At 72.3% G+C, this 17445-nt stretch carries 19 protein-coding genes and 1 pseudogene; 9 read left to right on the top strand and 11 right to left on the bottom strand.

Translation table 11 applies throughout. From position 1 onward, the window contains the following. Positions 1-58: 58 nt before the first annotated feature. The gene (locus RLT59_RS19735; protein ID WP_311304614.1) at positions 59-484 is read left to right on the top strand and encodes an ArsI/CadI family heavy metal resistance metalloenzyme; all 426 of its coding nucleotides are present in this window, start codon (positions 59-61) and stop codon (positions 482-484) included. A gap of 135 nt (positions 485-619) precedes the next feature. Here RLT59_RS19735 and RLT59_RS19730 read toward each other — a convergent pair whose 3' ends face one another. Both RLT59_RS19730 and RLT59_RS19725 read right to left on the bottom strand, forming a co-directional pair. After that, on the bottom strand, positions 620-1831 hold the full coding sequence (locus RLT59_RS19730) for a S8 family peptidase (protein ID WP_311304613.1): 1212 nt from the start codon (positions 1829-1831) through the stop codon (positions 620-622). 258 nt (positions 1832-2089) lie between these two features. Continuing rightward, on the bottom strand, positions 2090-2422 hold the full coding sequence (locus tag RLT59_RS19725; RefSeq protein WP_311304612.1) for a hypothetical protein: 333 nt from the start codon (positions 2420-2422) through the stop codon (positions 2090-2092). 329 nt (positions 2423-2751) lie between these two features. Here RLT59_RS19725 and RLT59_RS19720 point away from each other — a divergent pair, with 329 nt between their 5' ends. From RLT59_RS19720 to RLT59_RS19700, 5 genes are all read left to right on the top strand, one after another. Further along, entirely contained in the window at positions 2752-3009 is a 258-nt protein-coding gene (locus RLT59_RS19720; protein WP_311304611.1) for a hypothetical protein, read from the top strand. 32 nt (positions 3010-3041) lie between these two features. Further along, complete coding sequence (locus RLT59_RS19715; RefSeq protein WP_311304610.1) at positions 3042-3245, top strand: CHAT domain-containing protein; 204 nt, start codon at positions 3042-3044, stop codon at positions 3243-3245. 149 nt (positions 3246-3394) lie between these two features. Then, a complete protein-coding gene (locus RLT59_RS19710; protein ID WP_311304609.1) occupies positions 3395-4513 on the top strand; it encodes an NADH:flavin oxidoreductase in 1119 nt (372 codons plus the stop codon). A 161-nt stretch (positions 4514-4674) separates the two neighbouring features. After that, the gene (locus RLT59_RS19705) at positions 4675-6228 is read left to right on the top strand and encodes a DUF8823 domain-containing protein (RefSeq protein WP_311307789.1); all 1554 of its coding nucleotides are present in this window, start codon (positions 4675-4677) and stop codon (positions 6226-6228) included. Between the two features lie 184 nt (positions 6229-6412). Further along, positions 6413-7741, top strand: a complete 1329-nt coding sequence (locus tag RLT59_RS19700; RefSeq protein WP_311304608.1) for an ammonium transporter — start codon at positions 6413-6415, stop codon at positions 7739-7741. On the opposite strand, the gene RLT59_RS19695 is transcribed toward RLT59_RS19700, so the two are convergent. The 6 genes and pseudogenes from RLT59_RS19695 to RLT59_RS19670 form a co-directional block, all read right to left on the bottom strand. Next, entirely contained in the window at positions 7713-7946 is a 234-nt protein-coding gene (locus RLT59_RS19695) for a helix-turn-helix domain-containing protein (protein ID WP_311304607.1), read from the bottom strand. The two genes, RLT59_RS19700 and RLT59_RS19695, sit on opposite strands and share 29 nt — an antisense overlap. Next, positions 7946-8530 carry a DUF2975 domain-containing protein gene (locus RLT59_RS19690; RefSeq protein ID WP_311304606.1) on the bottom strand — a complete coding sequence of 195 codons (585 nt, stop codon included), beginning with the start codon at positions 8528-8530 and terminating at the stop codon, positions 7946-7948. The genes RLT59_RS19695 and RLT59_RS19690 overlap by 1 nt, the downstream gene beginning before the upstream one ends. 107 nt (positions 8531-8637) lie before the next feature. Continuing rightward, entirely contained in the window at positions 8638-9285 is a 648-nt protein-coding gene (locus RLT59_RS19685) for a response regulator (protein WP_311307788.1), read from the bottom strand. 183 nt (positions 9286-9468) lie between these two features. Then, positions 9469-9762, bottom strand: a pseudogene (locus RLT59_RS19680) (histidine kinase); the annotation flags it as partial. A 473-nt stretch (positions 9763-10235) separates the two neighbouring features. Continuing rightward, positions 10236-12449 (bottom strand): MMPL family transporter, encoded by a 2214-nt coding sequence (locus RLT59_RS19675; RefSeq protein ID WP_311304605.1) that lies wholly within the window; start codon positions 12447-12449, stop codon positions 10236-10238. Between the two features lie 141 nt (positions 12450-12590). After that, positions 12591-13331 carry a peptidoglycan recognition protein family protein gene (locus RLT59_RS19670; protein ID WP_311304604.1) on the bottom strand — a complete coding sequence of 247 codons (741 nt, stop codon included), beginning with the start codon at positions 13329-13331 and terminating at the stop codon, positions 12591-12593. A 244-nt stretch (positions 13332-13575) separates the two neighbouring features. On the opposite strand from RLT59_RS19670, the gene crcB (RLT59_RS19665) reads away from it, so the two are divergent. From crcB (RLT59_RS19665) to crcB (RLT59_RS19655), 3 genes are read left to right on the top strand one after another with little or no spacing between them, the layout of a single operon-like run. Next, a complete protein-coding gene (gene crcB, locus RLT59_RS19665; RefSeq protein WP_311304603.1) occupies positions 13576-13992 on the top strand; it encodes a fluoride efflux transporter CrcB in 417 nt (138 codons plus the stop codon). Then, positions 13989-14339 (top strand): putative PII-like signaling protein, encoded by a 351-nt coding sequence (locus RLT59_RS19660; protein WP_311304602.1) that lies wholly within the window; start codon positions 13989-13991, stop codon positions 14337-14339. The genes crcB (RLT59_RS19665) and RLT59_RS19660 overlap by 4 nt, the downstream gene beginning before the upstream one ends. Then, positions 14336-14710: a fluoride efflux transporter CrcB gene (crcB, locus tag RLT59_RS19655; protein ID WP_311304601.1), complete on the top strand. Its 375-nt coding sequence runs from the start codon at positions 14336-14338 to the stop codon at positions 14708-14710. Before RLT59_RS19660 ends, crcB (RLT59_RS19655) begins: the two co-directional genes overlap by 4 nt. A gap of 81 nt (positions 14711-14791) precedes the next feature. On the opposite strand, the gene RLT59_RS19650 is transcribed toward crcB (RLT59_RS19655), so the two are convergent. The 3 genes from RLT59_RS19650 to RLT59_RS19640 form a co-directional block, all read right to left on the bottom strand. Next, entirely contained in the window at positions 14792-15103 is a 312-nt protein-coding gene (locus RLT59_RS19650; RefSeq protein ID WP_311304600.1) for an SCO5918 family protein, read from the bottom strand. Positions 15104-15154: 51 nt separating this feature from the next. Continuing rightward, positions 15155-16729, bottom strand: coding sequence for a DEAD/DEAH box helicase (locus RLT59_RS19645; protein WP_311304599.1), 1575 nt, complete (start codon positions 16727-16729; stop codon positions 15155-15157). Between the two features lie 429 nt (positions 16730-17158). Then, positions 17159-17362, bottom strand: a complete 204-nt coding sequence (locus RLT59_RS19640) for a cold-shock protein (RefSeq protein ID WP_015609674.1) — start codon at positions 17360-17362, stop codon at positions 17159-17161. Positions 17363-17445 lie beyond the last annotated feature (83 nt).

The raw sequence follows: 17445 nt of genomic DNA, 5'->3' as shown, positions 1-17445 counted from the left end.
ATTCACGACGCAAGCTTGAATCGACAGAGATCGATACAGCCTGATCAGGGAGATCGTCATGTCCCGTGCCCAGCTCGCGCTCAACGTCGCCGACCTCGAAGCGTCGGTGGTCTTCTACTCCAAGCTGTTCGGTGTCGAGCCCGCCAAGCGGCGCCCCGGCTACGCGAACTTCGCGATCGCCGCCCCGCCCCTCAAGCTCGTCCTCATCGAGGGCGAACCCGGCCAGGAGACCCGCCTGGACCACCTCGGCGTCGAGGTCGACTCCACCGAGGAGGTCACCGCCGCCACCACCCGGCTCAAGGACGCCGGGCTCGCCACCTTCGAGGAGAACGACACCTCCTGCTGCTACGCCCTCCAGGACAAGGTGTGGGTCCACGGCCCCGGCAAGGAGCCGTGGGAGGTCTACGTCGTCAAGGCCGACGCCGGCCGGATGGGCGAGAGCCCGGCCCTGGACGGCGCCACCTGCTGCGCCGACGCCGGCTGACCGGCCCCTGGCGGCCCGGCAACCGGGGCCGGCCGGAACCCCGGGGCTGCGGCCGGGCACGGCCCGGACCGCCCGGCGCGCGCCGAGGGCGCGTGCGAGGGGATCGCCCCGCACGCGCCCCCGGCCGTCAGGTCGTTACGGGACGAGCTTGAGCAGCTTGTTCGGGGAGCCGGACCCGACGCCCGTCAGGACGCCCGAGGTCGCGCCGTTCACGAGTGCCGAGGCCACGGCCGCCGGGGAGGCGCCGGGGTGGTTCGTCAGGTAGACCGCTGCCGCACCGGAGACGTGCGGGGCGGCGAAGGATGTGCCGTCGCCGGTGTAGGTGGCGGTGTCCGAGCTGTTCCAGCCCGCTGTGATGCCGGAGCCCGGCGCGAAGATGTCGACCGTCGAGCCGTAGTTCGAGTAGCTCGCGCGGGCGTCGGTACGGGTCGTCGCGCCGACGGTGATCGCGGTGGCGACTCGGGCGGGCGAGTAATTGGCCGCCGGAGCACCGGAATTGCCCGCCGCGATGGAGTACGTGACCCCGGACGCGATGGACTTGCGCACCGCGTCGTCCAGCGTGGTGCTGGCACCGCCGCCGAGCGACACGTTCGCGACGGACGAGGCGACGTGGTTGGCGGTGATCCAGTCGACCCCGGCGATGACCCCGGCGGTGGTGCCGGAGCCGTCGTTGCCGAGGACGCGCACGGCGACGATCTTCGCCTTCTTCGCCACCCCGTAGGTGCTTCCCGCGACGGTCGTGGCCACATGGGTGCCGTGCCCGTAACCGTCCTGCGCGGTGGTGTCGTTGTCGACGAAGTCGTAGCCGTACGAGGCCCGGCCGCTGATCTCCTGGTGGGTGATGCGCACCCCGGTGTCCAGGACGTAGACGGTGGTGCCGCCGCCCGCCGAGTCCGGGTAGGTGTACGTGCCGCTCAGCGGCAGGTTCGGCTGGTCGATGCGGTCGAGGCCCCAGGGGGCGTTGCTCTGGGTGGCGGTCGCGTGGACCTTCTGGTCCTGCTCGACCGAGGCGACGGCCGGGTCGGCGGCCAGCCGCCTGGCCTCGGTGCTGCTGAGAGCCGCGGCGTAGCCGTTCAGCGCCGATGAGTAGGTGCGCTCGATCCGGCCGCCGTAGCCGGCTATGAGCTGCTTGCCGGCGGCCGCGGACGCCTTGAGCCCGGCCGACTGCTTCAGCGTGACGATGTAGCTTCCGGGGACCGCCTCCGCGGAACCGGCGTGCAGGACTCTGCCCTCGGGCGCGGCGGCCTGGGCGGGTAAGGCCGCACCGACCGCGGCTGCCAGGGCCACGGTCGTCGTCGTGGCGATCAACGCGGCGATCCGCCGCCGGGTGTTGCGTAGTGCTGCCATCGCGAGGTCCTCCTCGAAGGGTGGCGCGAGGGGGTCCACGCGCCACGGGTTGCGGTGTACGGGGTCCGTACACCGCAACCGACGATGACGGGGTGGATTCGGGCCGGGCAAGCGATCCCGGCATGCTGGCATGACCTCGTCACATTGTTGACGGTGCGTCAACTCGCCGTAACACAAGGCAATGCGGCCGTCGCGCGAAATGCACGCCCATCCCGTCCCCGATCCCGGCCGCGCACCCGCCCACGCCGCCGAGTGCCGTCAGCCCCCGTGCGGCGGCTTCTGCAGGGCCCGGGTGACAGCCGCTCCCGTCTCACGGGTGAAGGCCCCCTCGCACGGGATGCCCAGGCAGAGCGCGAGGTCGCGGCCGTGCACATCCGCCGCGGCCTCGACCAGCGTGGCGAAGGCGTCGAGCGCGCCGCGTTCACGGCGTCCGGCGACGGCGAGGGTGCAGCCGCCGATGACCAGGGCCGGCCACCACATGACGCCGAGGAGGAGGTACATCACCCCCCAGCCGAGAAGCCGGAACGCGGTGTCCACCTTCTCGCGGGCCTCCACCAGTTCGGCCCGGACCGCTCCGGCACCACGAGCCACAGCCGGGGCCAGGCGGACTCCAGATCGAGGTCGTACGCCCGCAGTACGCGGGTACCGGCTGCGGCCATCCGGTCCCCCGACCACGTCGGGGAACACGGCTCCTCCAGGCAGATCAGGTCACGGGCGCGGCCGAGGGCGCCGGTGTCCAGCCCCCGGGCCACCCGACGGGCCTTCGCCGGAGCCAGGAGAACTGGCTGGGCAGATTCGCCTCGCTCGCCTCGGACGCGGCCGCCTGCGTCCTGCGCCTGGACGATCCGGAACGGGCCCTGCGGCTGCTGGAGGCGGGCCGGGGCCTGCCGCTCGACCAGGCGCTGGAGATCCGTACCGACATGACCGGCCTGCGGGCGGCCCGGCCCGGACTGGCCGACCGGCTCAGCGCCACGCGCCTGCGACTGGACGCCTCGGACACCGAGTTCACCGGAGTGCGGGCGGTCGCCCCGGGCGGCCTGAGCCGGCGCGCCGCGCAGGAGTCGGTGCACGAGGCCCTGGGCTGGCTGTGGGATGTCGTCACCGAACCGGTCCTGGCCGCCCTCGGTCTGGACGCGCCGCCCCCGGGCCCCGGTTCGCGGCCGAGGCCATCCATCTGACCTCGGCCTTCCAGATCGCGGGCTACCGCCATGTGATCGGCACCCTCTGGCCGGTCGCCGACGACGCCGCGGCCGACATCGCCGTCGACGTGTACGACCACCTTCCGCAGCGGCCCGACGGCGCCCCCGACACCGACCACATCGCGCTCACCCTGCACCACGCCCTGCGCAGACTCCGCCAGGACTACCGACGGGTTCCCACCCGCTGGGCGTCCCACCTGCACGTGGGCAGGTAGGAGGCCGTCCAGCCGCACCGGTCACGCACCGTCCTCCCGCCGGCCCTCGCGGGAGACCTTGGCCACATCGGGCCGGGAGCGGGGATGCCGGGGGCACGCGCGGCTGTTGAGGAAGAGGAGACTCCCTCCGCTTACGAACAGGACACACCGTGACAGACGTGACCGCCGGCCGTGCAGCAGACACCCTCTCCCGCCCGTTCGCCGTGCGCGGGCTCGCCTCCCGCAACCGGATCGCCATGGCACCGATGACCCGGCAGTTCTCCCCCGGCGGCGTCCCGGGTGAGAACGTGGCGGACTACTACGCGCGGCGGGCCGCCGGCGGAGTCGGGCTGATCGTCACCGAGGGCACCTACATCGACCACAGCTCCGCGGGCACCAGCGACCAGGTCCCCCGGTTCCACGGCGAGGACGCCCTCGCGGGCTGGGCGCGGGTCGCGGACGCCGTGCACCGGGAGGGCGGCGCGATCATCCCGCAGCTGTGGCACGTGGGCGTCACCCGTACCGAGGGCGCTCCGCCGGTAGCCGACGCCGAGCCGGTCGGGCCCTCGGGGATCTCGCTGAACGGTGAGCCCAAGGGCCGCGCCATGACGCAGCAGGACCTCGACGACGTCATCGCCGCGTTCGCCGGTGCGGCCGCCGACGCCGAGCGGCTCGGCTTCGACGGCATCGAACTGCACGGCGCGCACGGCTACTTGATCGACCAGTTCCTCTGGTCCGGCAGCAACCGCCGTACCGACGCCTACGGCGGCGACCTCGTCGCACGGACCCGGTTCGCGGCGGAGATCGTCGCCGCCTGCCGCGCCGCCGTGTCCGACGCCTTCCCGATCGTCTTCCGCATGTCCCAGTGGAAGGCGGACGTTTACGAGGCGAAGCTCGCCCGGACGCCCGCGGAACTGGACTCCCTGCTCGCGCCGTTGACCGAGGCCGGGGTCGACGTCTTCCACGCCTCCACCCGCCGCTACTGGCTGCCGGAGTTCGACGGCTCCGACCTGAACCTCGCCGGATGGGTGAAGAAGATCAGCGGCAGGCCGACGATCACGGTCGGCTCGGTCGGCCTGGACGGTGACTTCTTCGGCGCCTTCCAGGGCAACAGCCCCACGGTCACCGGCATCGGCCAGCTGCTGGAGCGGATGGAGCGCGACGAGTTCGACATGGTCGCCGTCGGCCGGGGGCTGATCGGGGACCCGGAGTGGGCCGCGAAGACCCTCGCCGGCCGCACCGGTGACATCACGCCGTTCGACGCGGCGATGCTGCGGACCCTGCACTGACCGACTGACCGACAGCCGACACCCCGCCCGGGGCACCCTCTAGGGTGGTCCGGGTGGGTGTCAGCGGGGAAGTGCGAGCGGGTAGGGGTGACGGCGTCGAGCGGCTGCGGGCTGACGGGGGCGGTGAGCCGGCCGCCCCGCCGTGGTGGCGGCGCCATCTCGTGCCGCTCGTCGCGGTCGCCGTCGTGGTGCCGCTGTACGCGTGGTGGGCCGCCGTACTGGCCACCGGAGGCGGCGATCTGGCCGCGCAGCTCGCCTGGTCGGGATTTACCGCCCGGCACCCGGGCTCCGCGTACAACCTCTCCTGGTACGGCGGGATCCACACCGCCGGGTACAGCGTCTTCTCCTCGTACCTGATGGCCTTCCTCGGCGTCCGCACGGTCTCGGTGGCCGCGGGGATCGCCGGATCGTGGCTCATCGCGCTGCTGTTCGTCCGCACCGGGACGCGCCGGCCGCTCGCTCCGGCGGTGCTCGCCTCGCTGGCCCTGTGGTGCAACGTCGCCTCCGGGCGTACGACGTTCGCGCTGGGCGTCGCGATCGGTCTCGTCGCCTGCCTGTACGCGCACCGCACCGTGGTCCCGCTCGCGGCCGGGGCGCTGGCGGCGATGGCCAGTCCGGTGGCGGGGCTGTTCCTCGTGGTCACGGGGGCGGCGTACCTCCTGGACCGGCAGTGGCGCAAGGGCGTCGTCCTCATCGTGCCGTTCTTCGTCGTCGTGGGCGCGGTCGCGCTGCTCTTCCCGGGCGAGGGCGAGCAGCCCATGAACCGCGGCCGGCTGTGGATGCCGCTGATGATCTGCGCCGCGCTGGCCCTCGCGGGGCCCCTTGGCCGGCGGTGGCGTGTCCCGCGCTACGGCGCCGTGGTGTACGCCGTCGGCGTCGTCCTGGTCTTCCTCGTCGCCTCCCCGATCGGGACGAACGTGGAGCGGCTCCTCGGTCTCGTCGCCGTCCCGGTCCTCCTCGCGGCGCTCCTGGAGCTCGTCCGGAAACGGAACTGGACGCGCACGGTCGTGATCGCCGTTGCCCTCGGGCTGTCCGTCAACTGGCTGGCCGACAAGACCCTGGACGATCTCCGGGTCTCCAACGACGTGCCCGCCTGGGCCGCCCGCACCGACGGTGTCGTCAACGAACTGCGCCGGCTCGGCGCCGACCGGACCCGGGTGGAGGTCGTCCCCGCCCGCAACCACCGCGAGGCGACGGTGCTGGCCCGCCACGTGAACATGGCACGCGGCTGGAACCGGCAGCTCGACGTGGAGCGCGGGCGCCTCTTCTACGACGGGACGCTGTCCCCGGCCACCTACCGTGCCTGGCTGGACCGCTGGGCCGTGGGGTACGTCGTGCTGCACCACGGGAAGCCCGACGGCCCCGCGGAGGCGGAGGCGGCCCTGGTGCGCGGCGGGCAGCCCTGGCTGCGGCGGGTGTGGCGGGACGACGGCTGGACCGTCTACCGGGTGCGTGACGCGGTTCCCCTGGTGCCGGCCCCGGCCTCCGTGGTGAGCGGCGGCGAGGCCGATCTGGTGGTCCGGGTGCCGGAGTCGGGCTCGCTGACCGTACGGCTCGCGTACTCGCCCTGGCTGCGGGCCCGCGAGGTCGGCGGGCACGCCGCGAGCGGCTGCCTGCGGCGACACGGTGACTGGACGGAGCTCACCGTGCCCAGGGGCGGCACCTACCGGCTGGATTCCGTCTACAGCCTGTCGCGGGCCCGCGGCGGCTGCTGAGCCGGGCCCCCGCCGTACCCGGGGTGGTGAGATTTCGGCAACCACCCCGCAACGAAATATCGCGGAAACACCAGGGTCCTCGTTACGAAACGCGCGCCGGTCACGCTCTCCGACAGCTCCGCGACAGCTCTCTGTCGCCCGGCTGCCGACCGGACCGCACGCCGTACCGAGGAGGGATCTACGAGTGACCCCCGTGACTCTGGCCGCGGCAGGCCTCGACACAGGCGACACCGCCTGGCTGCTGGCCGCCACCGCGCTCGTTCTGCTGATGACTCCGGGCCTGGCGCTGTTCTACGGCGGCATGGTCCGCACGAAGAGCGTCCTGAACATGCTGATGATGAGCTTCGTGTCGATCGCGCTGGTCACGGTCGTCTGGCTGCTCGCGGGCTACTCGCTGGCCTTCGACGGTGACGCGTTCGGCGGCCTGGTCGGCGGCCCCGGCCATCTGGGCATGGCGGGCATCGGCCCCGGCACGCTCACCGGCAGCGTACCGACCCTGCTGTTCACCACCTTCCAGCTGACGTTCGCGATCATCACGGCCGCCCTGATCAGCGGCGCGATCGCGGACCGTACGCGGTTCGCCGCCTGGCTGGTCCTCGTACCGGTGTGGACGCTGCTCGTATACGCTCCCGTCGCCCACTGGGTGTGGGGGCCCGGCGGCTGGATCAAGGACTCGCTGGGCGCGCTGGACTTCGCCGGCGGGCTGGTGGTGGAGATCGCGTCCGGGGCGTCCGGGCTGGCGCTGGCCCTGGTGGTCGGCCCGCGCATCGGGTTCAAGAAGGACGCGATGCGCCCGCACAACCTGCCCATGGTGATGCTCGGCGCCGGACTGCTCTGGTTCGGCTGGCTCGGCTTCAACGGCGGCTCCGCCCTCGGCGCCAACGGACTGGCGGCGGCCTCGATGCTCAACACGCTCGTCGCGGGCTGCACCGGACTGCTCGGCTGGCTCTTCGTCGAGCAGCGGCGCGACGGCCACCCCACCACCTTCGGCGCGGCGTCGGGAGCCGTCGCCGGACTGGTGGCGATCACCCCCGCCTGCGGCACGGTCGGCATCGTGGGCGGCGCGGCGGTCGGGCTCACGGCGGGCGTCGTCTGCTCGTACGCGGTCGGCTGGAAGTTCCGGTTCGACTACGACGACTCGCTGGACGTGGTCGGCGTCCACTTCGTCGGCGGCATCGTCGGCACCCTGCTCATCGGCCTGTTCGCGACCACCACGATGACCGGCGGCCCGGAGGGACTGTTCTACGGGGGCGGCGCGGCCCAGCTCGGCCGGCAGTCCGTCGCCGTCCTCGCCGTGGCGGCGTACACCTTCCTCATGACGTACGGGATCGGCAAGGCGATCGACCGGCTGATGGGCCTGCGGGCCTCCGCGGAGGAGGAGCTCACCGGCCTCGACCAGACCCTGCACGCCGAGAGCGCCTACGACCACGGCGCCCTCGGCCAGGGCACGGCGCTCGCCACCGAGGCCCGGCCGGCGACGGGCCCTAGGCCTGCTCGGCGGGCTCGTGAGTGATCAGGTCACCCGGCTGGCAGCCGAGGATCTCGCAGATCCTCGACAGGGTGGAGAAGCGGATGGCCTTGGCCCGCCCGTTCTTGAGCACGGACAGGTTGACGACGGTGATCCCCACCTGTGCGGACAGTTCGGTGAGCGTCATACCGCGCTCGGCCAGCAGCCGGTCGAGATGGACGCGGATCGAATGGATTTCATCCTCGGGCATCAGACGGTCCCTTCGAGATCCTCCCGCATGCGGACACCTTCGCGCATGATCTTCCCAAGGATCACACCCGCGAGACCGGCGAGCACGAGAACCATCGGTCCGGAGAGCTCGGGACCGGAACCCACCACCGGCGCCATGGACCCCACGAGCCAGGAACGCGACCACCCGACGACGAGCCCGGCGAGGGGAGTTCCCACGGCGACGACCCAGCCGAGAGCGGTGAGCTGCCGGGCCACCGGCTCGGTGAACGGCCCCTCCTTCAGCACGCTCTTCAGCAGCCGGGAGAAGAGCAGCAGCGTGACCGCGCCGAACAGCAGCCAGGGCAGCTCGCCCCCGAGGTCCGCCGCGCGCTGACCCGCCGAGGGGCTGTTCCGGCAGAGCCGGGTGAGGCTGCCCGCCGCCTCCACGCCCTTCGCCACCGGCAGACCCGGCACCAGCCGGGCGTTGGCCCAGAAGCCCGTCTCCACGCAGACCGCCCCGTCGTCCAGCATGTGCGAGGCCCCCTTGCCGAGGAAGGCAAGGCCGCTGAGCACCGCCAGCCAGTAGGTCACCGAGGCCAGCACGCTCGTGAGCCGACTGTTCATCGCATCCCCCATCCATCGAATATCGATATGCTCACCCTAGGGGAGCATATCGATAAACGACAAGTGCACGGCGGGGCGGGAACCCGGCCGTGCACGGTGGCGAGGGGCTAACGACGTTGCAGCAGACCGCCGTTCATCGCGACGACGACCGCCCGCGTACGGTCGTTGACGTCGAGCTTGGCGAAGATCCGCAGCAGGTGGGTCTTCACCGTGGCCTCCCCGATGAACAGCCGCCGGCCGATCTCCCCGTTGGACAGCCCGTCCGCGACCGCGTCCAGCACCTCGGCCTCGCGGGCGGTCAGCGTGACGGGCACCGGCCGGCGCATCTTCGCCACCAGCCGCTGGGCGACCCGGGGGGCCAGCACCGTCTCGCCCCGGGAGGCCGCGTGGATGGCGTCGAAGAGCTGTTCCCGGGTGGCGTCCTTGAGCAGGTAGCCGGTGGCGCCTGCCTCCACGCCGCGTTCGATGTCCGCGTCGGTCTCGTACGTGGTCAGGATCAGGACGCGGGTGGACGTGGGGCCCGCGAGGATCTCCGTGGTGGCGCCCACCCCGTCCAGGACCGGCATCCGCAGGTCGAGCAGGGCGACGTCCGGCCGGAGCCGCTCGACGAGCCGGACGGCCTCCCGGCCGTCGCCCGCCTCGCCGACGATCTCGACGGTGGGCTCGGAACCCAGCAGGGCGACCAGGCCCGCGCGCATCACGGTGTGGTCGTCGGCCAGGATGATGCGCAGCGGGGCGGCGGCGTGCTTGCGTATGTTGGCCAGCGACTCCTGGGTGCACCGCAGCAGCGCGATCCGGGTCGGCTGGTCGCACTCGACGTCCGCCAGCTCCGCCGTGACCGTGAGGCCGGTGTCCTCGGTGAAGCGGTCCAGGGTGCGGCGGAGCGTCGTCGCGACGGAGCCGGCCGCCACCCCGCTGCTGGGGGCGGCACCGACCAGGACCCGGGCCTCCGCCAGGTTCTCCCGGGCCGTCTGTTCGATGGACTGGAGCTGCTGGGCGCTGCGGTCCACGTCCACCGCCAGCTGGGACCTGGCCGCCGCCGCCAGCACGATGATGGAGGCGAAGCCCTGGGCGAGGGTGTCGTGGATCTCCCGGGCGAGGCGTTCCCGTTCCTCCGCGGCGCCCTGGCGCTGGTACACCTCGGCCAGTTCGACCTGGGTGCTCTTCAACTCCGCTCGCAGCGCCGCCCGTTCGTCGCGCTGGGCCAGCGCCCGCGGAGTCAGGACCGCCATCACGACGGCGACGGCCCAGACAGCGAGGGAGGAGACCGTGTTGGTGAGGAACACCCCGCCCTGCCCGCCCTCCCGCAGACTGCCGCCGACCGTGATCGCCAGCGCGCCGAGCCCGGTGAGGAGGATCGCGCCCCTCGGGCTGTCCGCGAAGACGATGAACTGCGTGAGCATCACGGTGTAGAACACCCCGAAGCCGTCCCCGAGGTACGAGACGCCGCCCAGCACCACGACGAGCACGCCCAGATATCCGTACGGACTGAGCACCGGGTTGCCGGGGCGCAGCCGCACCAGCGTGCAGCAGAGGGCGAGCACGGCCATCAGCGCGAGCAGCCCGAGCTTCCGTCCCGGAGGCGTACCTCCCAGCAGGGTGATCAGGGTGACCAGTGCGGCCAGCGCCCAGGACAGCGCCGCCCACCCCTGGAGCACCCAGATCCAGACCGGATCGTGGCGCTGCGGCCGTTGAAGCATGGCGGTCAGATTACGTGCGGGACGGAAGGAGCGGCAGGTTCGATGTGCTGCGTACGCCGCCGTGAAGGGCGCAGCGGACGCCAGGCGCGGTCGCCCAGGAGCAGCAGCACGGAGGGCAGGATCATCATCCGGATGATGACGGCGTCCAGCAGGACCGCCACCGCGAGGCAGAAGCCCATCTGCTTCATCTCGGTGAGGTGCAGGAAGACGAAGGCGGCGAACACCGTGACCATGACCAGCGCCGCGCTCGTGACCACCTTCGCGGACCGCTCGATGCCGTCGAGTACCGCCTCGCGGGCCGTCATCCCGTGGTCCATGGCCTCCTTGATCCGGCTGACGACGAAGACCTGGTAGTCCATCGACAGGCCGAAGAGGATCACGAAGAGGAAGAGCGGCACCCGGGAGGCGATCGCGCCGAGGGAGTCGAAGTCCAGCAGGTTCTCGGCCCAGGTGCCCTGGAAGACCAGTACGAGCGCGCCGAGCGCGGCCGCCGCGGAGAGCAGGTTCAGTACGACGCCGATCAGGCCGATGACCGAGGAGCGGAAGGCTGCCGCCGTCATCACGAAGGTCAGCAGCAGCAGGAAGCCGAGGACGAGCGGCAGCTTGTTCCGCTCGTGGTGCACATAGTCCTGGCCGCGGGCCACATCACCGCTCACGACCGTTTCCACGCCCGCCAGTTGGCCGACGGTGGACGGGATGTACTGGTTCCGCAGGTGGTTCAGTGAGGCGATCGCCTCGTCGGCGGGCGCCGGGTGCGGCACCTGGAGTTCCAGCACGCTGGTCCGGCCGTCGTCGGAGGTGAGCAGCACCGGCTCCGCGTCGTGCGCGAAGAGCGGGTCCGCCTGGGCCCGCCGCCCGAGCTCCAGCAGCGCCTTCCTGACCTCGGGCGCCCGGTCGGGGGCCGAGCGGGTCACCACCTCGTGCTTGACCAGGAGTTCGGGGAATTCGGCGGTGATCCGGTCGTAGACCCGCATGGCCGGGATGTCGCGGGAGAAGGTGTCCTTGCCGGGGTCGATGAGCTTGAGCCCCAGTGCGGGCGCCGCGACGGCGAGCATGACCAGCACGGACACGCACAGGGTGATCGCCGGGTGCCGCCGGGCGGGGCGCATGAGGGCGCCGAACACCCGGCCGTTCTCCGGCTTGGCGCGCTTCGTCACCGCGGGTGCGCCGCGCTCGGCGCGCCGGGCGGCCTTCCTGGCGGCACGCCGTTCGGCGCGGTGGCCGAGCTTCACGAGCAGGGCGGGCAGCACGGTGAGCGAGCTGATCACGGCGACGGCGACGACCAGGATGGTGCCGGTCGCCAGCGAGGAGAAGATGACGTCGGTGGCGAGGTACAGAGTGGCGGTGGAGACGATCACGGCGAGGCCGGAGACCACGATGGCGCGGCCCGCCGTCGCCGCCGCGAGCTCCACCAGCGCCTCCGGGCTGAGCCGGCCCTTGGCGCGGGCCCGTTCCTCGCGTTCGCGCTTGAGGTAGAAGAGCGTGTAGTCGACGCCGACCGCGAGCCCGATGAGCAGGATCATGTTGGTGCCGACGCCGGGGTCGGGCATCAGGTGCGAGGCCAGCATGGCGAGGCCCATCGTGGCGGCGATCGAGGAGAGCGCCAGCAGCAGCGGCACGCCCGCCATGACGACCGAGCCGAACACGATCAGCAGGATGACGAGCGTGACCGGCAGCGTGAGGCGCTCGGAGAGCGAAAGGTCCTTGCCGCGCTGGTCGTTGACGCCCTGGGAGATGGCGGGTGAGCCCGACTCCGCCACGATGAGCCCCGGATGGGCGGCGGCCGCCTTCTCGGTGGCGTCGAGGAGCGGGGCGACGTTCTTCTTGGCGTCGAGCTCCGCGCCCTTCATCACCACGGTCACCCGGAGCGCCGTGCCGTCCTTCGAGCGGACCGGCGGCGCGACCTCCGCCACCTCGGGGAGCGCGGTCATCCGGGCGGTGACGTCGCGGGCGGCGGCGGTGGCCTCCGCGCTGTCCAGGGGGCCGGAGCCGGACCGGATCAGGATGTGCTCGGTGGGCCGGCGCTGGAGTCCGGCGTCGGTGGCCATCGACTCGGCGTGGCCGGCCTCACCGACCCAGAAGTCCTCGGTGGTGGCTGGGTTGTTGCCTGCGGCGATGCCCGCGCCGAGGCACAGCACCACGAAGACGAACCAGCCGACGATCGCTTTCCACGGGTGCCGCGCACTCCAGCGGGCCATGCGTACGGGTCGTATTCTCATGCGGTAGATGCTCGTCCGCGAGGCCCCTCGCCCGGCAGCCCCGGCCGGTGGAACCCGGTGTCCACCGGTCGGTGGACAACGCCCCGGGGGCCTGCCCCCGCAAGCCGTCGGGGTCTGCCCCCCGAGGTCGGCCGGCCCCGCTCACCGCCCCTTGCGCAGGGCCGCCGTCGCCGCCCGGATCGCGGGCAGCTCGCCGTACAGCGCCTCGCCCGGACAGGTCGTCCGGTACGCGTCGCGGTGGCCGGATATGACGTTCAGGACGGCGGCCGTGCCCTTCGGGAACCTGCTCGCGTCGTTCGTCGAGACCAGCCGCACCCTGCCGCGCGGATCGACGCCCGGCGCCAGCTTCCACGCGGCCACCTTCGCCAGCGCCGCCACCAGGACCGGCGGCACCGTGGCCCCGCTGCCGTAGTTGCCCAGCACCGCTATGCCGACGCTGTCGGCGTTGAAGCCCGTGGTGTGCGCGCCGCGCACCGAACGCCGGATGCCGCCCGCCCGGCCCTCGTAGATCGTCCCGCACCGGTCGACGAGGAAGTTGTAGCCGATGTCGTCCCAACCGTTGCCCTTGATGTGGGACTCCTCCACCGCCCGCAGCATCCGGGGCACATCCGCGCAGTCGTAGTCGTTCGACTCCCCGGTGTGGTGGATGAAGACCGCCCGCACCGGGCCCGTGTAGACCGCGGGCTCCCTGACGATGTGCTCGTCCGCGTGCCAGGCCGTCCGGCTGACGATCACCGGCTGCGGCACCCGGTACGGCACCGGGCGCGGCCACTCGTGGGCAGCGGCCGACGTGGGCAGCGCGATCCGCACCGGGGCGTCCCGCAGCACCAGCAGGGTGAGCGGGAGGACCGCGGCGCCCAGAGCGACTCGATTGGGCCACATGGGACCACCCTGCGGTCTCCCGGCGCGGTCCGCAGATGCGGTGGCCGATCGGGTGAACCGCCCGGCACGCCCCCGCGCGGGCCGCACGATATCCTGAGGGAAGCGGCGCCGGGAACGGCCGCCGCGCGGCGGTGGGGCCCGCCGTACCCGAACCGCGGCCGCGTTCCTGAGCGCGCCGCCAACGGTCCCTACTTGGCGACGAGCGCGCCCGCGTCCGGCGGGCGCCCCGGCAGGTAGGAGACGTGTGCCCACCAGAGCTTTGAACCCGCAGATCCCCGTCGTCGCCGTGGTCGCGCTCGGCGGCGCGACCGGCGCGTGCGCCCGTTACGGGGCGGCGCTGCTCTGGCCCACCGCGGCCGACGGATTCCCGTGGACGACCCTCGTGGTCAACGTCATCGGCTGCGCGGTGATCGGCGTGTTCATGGTGGTGATCAGCGAGCTCTGGGCGGCCCACCGGCTGGTGCGGCCGTTCTTCGGTACGGGGGTGCTGGGCGGGTTCACCACCTTCTCCACCTACGCCGTGGACATCCAGCGCCTCGTCGACGGCGGCCGGGCCCGCAGCGGGCTGGCCTATCTGGGACTGACACTGCTCGCGGCCCTCGCGGCGGTGTGGAGCGCGGTGTGGCTGACCCGCCGCGTACCGGCGTGGAGGCAGACATGACGACATCGAGGACCGAGCGCGCCCTGCGGCTGACCGTCCTGGTCGGGGAGTCCGACGGCCGGCACCACCGGCCGGTCCACACCGAGATCGTGCACCGGGCACACGCGGCGGGCCTGGCGGGCGCCAGCGTGTTCCGGGGGATCGAGGGGTTCGGCTCCTCCTCGATGATCCACACCCAGCGGCTGCTCTCGATGAGCGAGGACCTGCCGGTGGCGGTGGTGATCGTGGACGCGGAGGAGAAGGTGCGGGCGTTCCTGCCGCTGATCGAGGAGCTGACCGGCGACAGCCCGGTCGTCCTGGACGCCTGCGAGCTGGTGCGGCGCGGCGAACCGGAGGAGCCCCGGTGAACTGGCTGCTGGTGATCGCCGGCGCGGCGGTCGGCGCCCCGCTGCGGTATCTGACCGACCGGGCGGTGCAGTCCCGGCACGACACCGTCTTCCCCTGGGGGACGTTCACGGTGAACGTCACGGGCTGCCTGGTGCTGGGGCTGCTGACCGGCGCGGTGACGGCCGGTGCCGCGTCCTCGCACGTCCAACTGCTGCTCGGGACCGGGCTCTGCGGGGCGCTGACCACGTACTCGACCTTCAGCTACGAGACGCTGCGGCTGGCCGAGGACGGTGCGCGCTTCTACGCGGCGGCCAACGTCGCCGCGAGCGTGGTGGCGGGTCTCGGCGCGGTGTACGCCGGCGCCACCCTCGCGGAGGCGCTCTGGAGCTGACCGCCACAGGACGTATGACGCGACCGGGCCCGGCTCCCTCTCGGGGGCCGGGCCCAGGCAGTGGTACGGGTGGTGGGTGGCTCAGGCGTCCTGTCCGGGCGTCCCCAGCGCGGCCGAGGCGGCCTCCATGGGGCTGAGCTCCACCGGAGCGGACGGCACCGGCACGGACCGGCAGGTGAAGCCGAGGCGCCCGAGCGCCCTGGTCACCTCTCCGGCCGAGAAGTCGCGGCGGTCCTGCCGGGTGATCACTTCACCCACCTGCTTGACCGGATAGACACGACGGCTGATGATCACCGAATCCCCGGTGACGGGTTCGGGCTTGATGCCCTTCATCGATGCCTCGACCTCATGCTTGAAGAGGTCGAAGGGGAAGCGGGCGATGACGCAGCGCATAGTGCCTCAACGGGGTCGGGGAGCGGAACCGGACGGGAACGCGGGAATCGGTCAGGCGGCACGGTTGCCGGAGGGTCGGCGCTGCGCACCGCCACCCCGCGACTGGGACGACGACGGGGAACCCGACGCCGAGGACGACGCGGTGCGCCGGGCCTGGGCCGGGCGGCTGCGCCTGCCCCGGGAGGAGGACCCGCTCTTGGGGCGCTCGGAGACCGGCGAGGTGATGACAACGGGCACGCCGGACGGCGCCTGCGCACCGGTGATCCGGCTGAGCTCGGCCTCACCGGAGCGGACCTGGGCGATCTGCGGAGTGATCCCGGCGTCGGCCATCAGGCGCGTCATCTCGCGGCGCTGGTTGGGCAGCACCAGCGTGACGACACTGCCGGACTCCCCGGCGCGGGCGGTGCGGCCGCCCCGGTGCAGGTAGTCCTTGTGGTCGCTCGGCGGGTCGACGTTGACGACCAGGTCGAGGTTGTCGACGTGGATGCCCCGGGCCGCGACGTTGGTGGCGACCAGCACCGTGACGTGCCCGGTCTTGAACCGGGTCAGGGTGCGGGTGCGCTGCGGCTGCGACTTCCCGCCGTGCAGCGCCGCCGCCCGGACCCCGCTGTTCAGCAGGTGGTCGGTGAGCTTGTCCACCGCGTGCTTGGTGTCCAGGAACATGATCACGCGGCCGTCGCGGGCGGCGATCTCCGTCGTGGTGGCGTACTTGTCGGCGCCGTGCACGTAGAGCACGTGGTGCTCCATCGTGGTGACGGCACCGGCGGCCGGGTCGACCGAGTGGACGACCGGGTCGTGCAGATAGCGGCGCACCAGCAGGTCGACGTTGCGGTCCAGGGTGGCCGAGAACAGCATCCGCTGGCCCCCCGCCTGCACCTGGTCGAGCAGCTCGGTGACCTGCGGCATGAAGCCCATGTCGGCCATCTGGTCGGCCTCGTCCAGGACGGTGATGGAGACCCGGTCCAGCGAGCAGTCGCCGCGCTCGATCAGGTCCTTCAGCCGGCCCGGAGTGGCGACGACGACCTCGGAGCCGCCGCGCAGCGCCGCGGACTGCCGGCCGATCGACATGCCGCCGACGACGGTCGCCATCCGCAGCTTGAGCGAGCGGGCGTACGGGGTGAGCGCGTCGGTGACCTGCTGGGCCAGTTCCCGGGTGGGGACGAGCACCAGGGCCAGCGGGCGCTTGGCGTCGGCGCGGCGTCCTTCGATACGGGCCAGCAGGGCCAGGCCGAAGGCGAGCGTCTTGCCGGAGCCGGTACGGCCCCGGCCCAGCACGTCACGGCCGGCCAGCGAGTTCGGCAGCGTGGCCGCCTGGATCGGGAACGGCACCGTGACGCCCTCGGTGGAGAGCGCCGTCAGCAGCTGCGCGGGCATGTCCAGATCGGCGAAGGCCTCCACAGCGGGCAGCGCCGGGGTGATGGTCGTCGGCAGGGCGAACTCGCCCTGCTTGGCGGCGGGCCTGCGGCCGTAGCCACCGCCGCCACCGGAGCGCTGGGCCGGGGCGCCGAAGCGGCCCTGGCCGCCCTGGCGGCTCGGCGCCTGCGAGCGGAAGCCGCCGCCCGAACGGGAACCGCCGGAAGCGCGGGAAAAACGGTCATTGGAGCGAGATGTGCGGTCGCGGTTCATAGGAACCTTCCCTCGATATGGCGCGTATCGAGGAATTCATTGCGCGACGAGCGGCACAAGAATCGCAAGAACGGGCCGTTGGCATACGTGAACGAAGCCCGGCAGCCGGTCTTGAGCCGATACGGGCCCGGCCGAACCGGGTCCGGTGCTTCGCAATGACGGGGACGAGCGGGCCGCTGTGCGGTCCCGCAGGTCGTGTCACGGGGCTCCGGCGGGCCGGTCTTCCGGTCCGGGAGCCATGGCGGATCGTCCGCCGCACGGTGAAAATCGTGGTCCGGGCGCCTGCCCGGCAGCTCGTGGCGGTCGTACACCGGCACGGCATCGCTCGGGGGTGGACCCGGGAAAGCAACGAGCTGAGGCCCGCACCCCAAGGTGCGGGCCCCAGCTGCGCGAAAGCATCTCAGCGCGTGAGCGCCGGAGCAATCAGGTTCACGCGGGGGTGATGTTCTCCGCCTGCGGGCCCTTCTGGCCCTGCGTGACGTCGAAGTTCACCTTCTGGCCCTCCTGCAGCTCACGGAAGCCGGAGGCGGCGATGTTCGAGTAGTGGGCGAAGACGTCAGCGCCGCCACCATCCTGCTCGATGAAGCCGAAGCCCTTTTCCGCGTTGAACCACTTGACGGTGCCAGTAGCCATGTTTATCTCCTTCTGGGGCAGAGCCCGGGGACTCGCACTGTGCCAGTCCCGCGTCGCCGCGATGATTACCCCATCCGGATAAT

It is taken from the genome of Streptomyces sp. ITFR-6 (assembly GCF_031844725.1).
Lineage (GTDB): Bacteria > Actinomycetota > Actinomycetes > Streptomycetales > Streptomycetaceae > Streptomyces.
The sequence above is the reverse complement of the archived record's forward strand: the minus strand, read 5'-3'. Positions and strand labels throughout refer to the sequence as shown.

Bases quoted from the DNA above. Each gene is read 5' to 3' on its own strand.
- RLT59_RS19735 (WP_311304614.1), top strand. From the start codon at position 59: ATGTCCCGTGCCCAGCTCGCGCTCAACGTCGCCGACCTCGAAGCGTCG.
- RLT59_RS19730 (WP_311304613.1), bottom strand. From the start codon at position 1,831: ATGGCAGCACTACGCAACACCCGGCGGCGGATCGCCGCGTTGATCGCC.
- RLT59_RS19720 (WP_311304611.1), top strand. From the start codon at position 2,752: ATGACCGGCCTGCGGGCGGCCCGGCCCGGACTGGCCGACCGGCTCAGC.
- RLT59_RS19695 (WP_311304607.1), bottom strand. From the start codon at position 7,946: ATGCCCGAGGATGAAATCCATTCGATCCGCGTCCATCTCGACCGGCTG.
- RLT59_RS19690 (WP_311304606.1), bottom strand. From the start codon at position 8,530: ATGAACAGTCGGCTCACGAGCGTGCTGGCCTCGGTGACCTACTGGCTG.
- RLT59_RS19675 (WP_311304605.1), bottom strand. From the start codon at position 12,449: ATGAGAATACGACCCGTACGCATGGCCCGCTGGAGTGCGCGGCACCCG.
- RLT59_RS19670 (WP_311304604.1), bottom strand. From the start codon at position 13,331: ATGTGGCCCAATCGAGTCGCTCTGGGCGCCGCGGTCCTCCCGCTCACC.
- RLT59_RS19660 (WP_311304602.1), top strand. From the start codon at position 13,989: ATGACGACATCGAGGACCGAGCGCGCCCTGCGGCTGACCGTCCTGGTC.
- RLT59_RS19650 (WP_311304600.1), bottom strand. From the start codon at position 15,103: ATGCGCTGCGTCATCGCCCGCTTCCCCTTCGACCTCTTCAAGCATGAG.
- RLT59_RS19645 (WP_311304599.1), bottom strand. From the start codon at position 16,729: ATGAACCGCGACCGCACATCTCGCTCCAATGACCGTTTTTCCCGCGCT.
- RLT59_RS19640 (WP_015609674.1), bottom strand. From the start codon at position 17,362: ATGGCTACTGGCACCGTCAAGTGGTTCAACGCGGAAAAGGGCTTCGGC.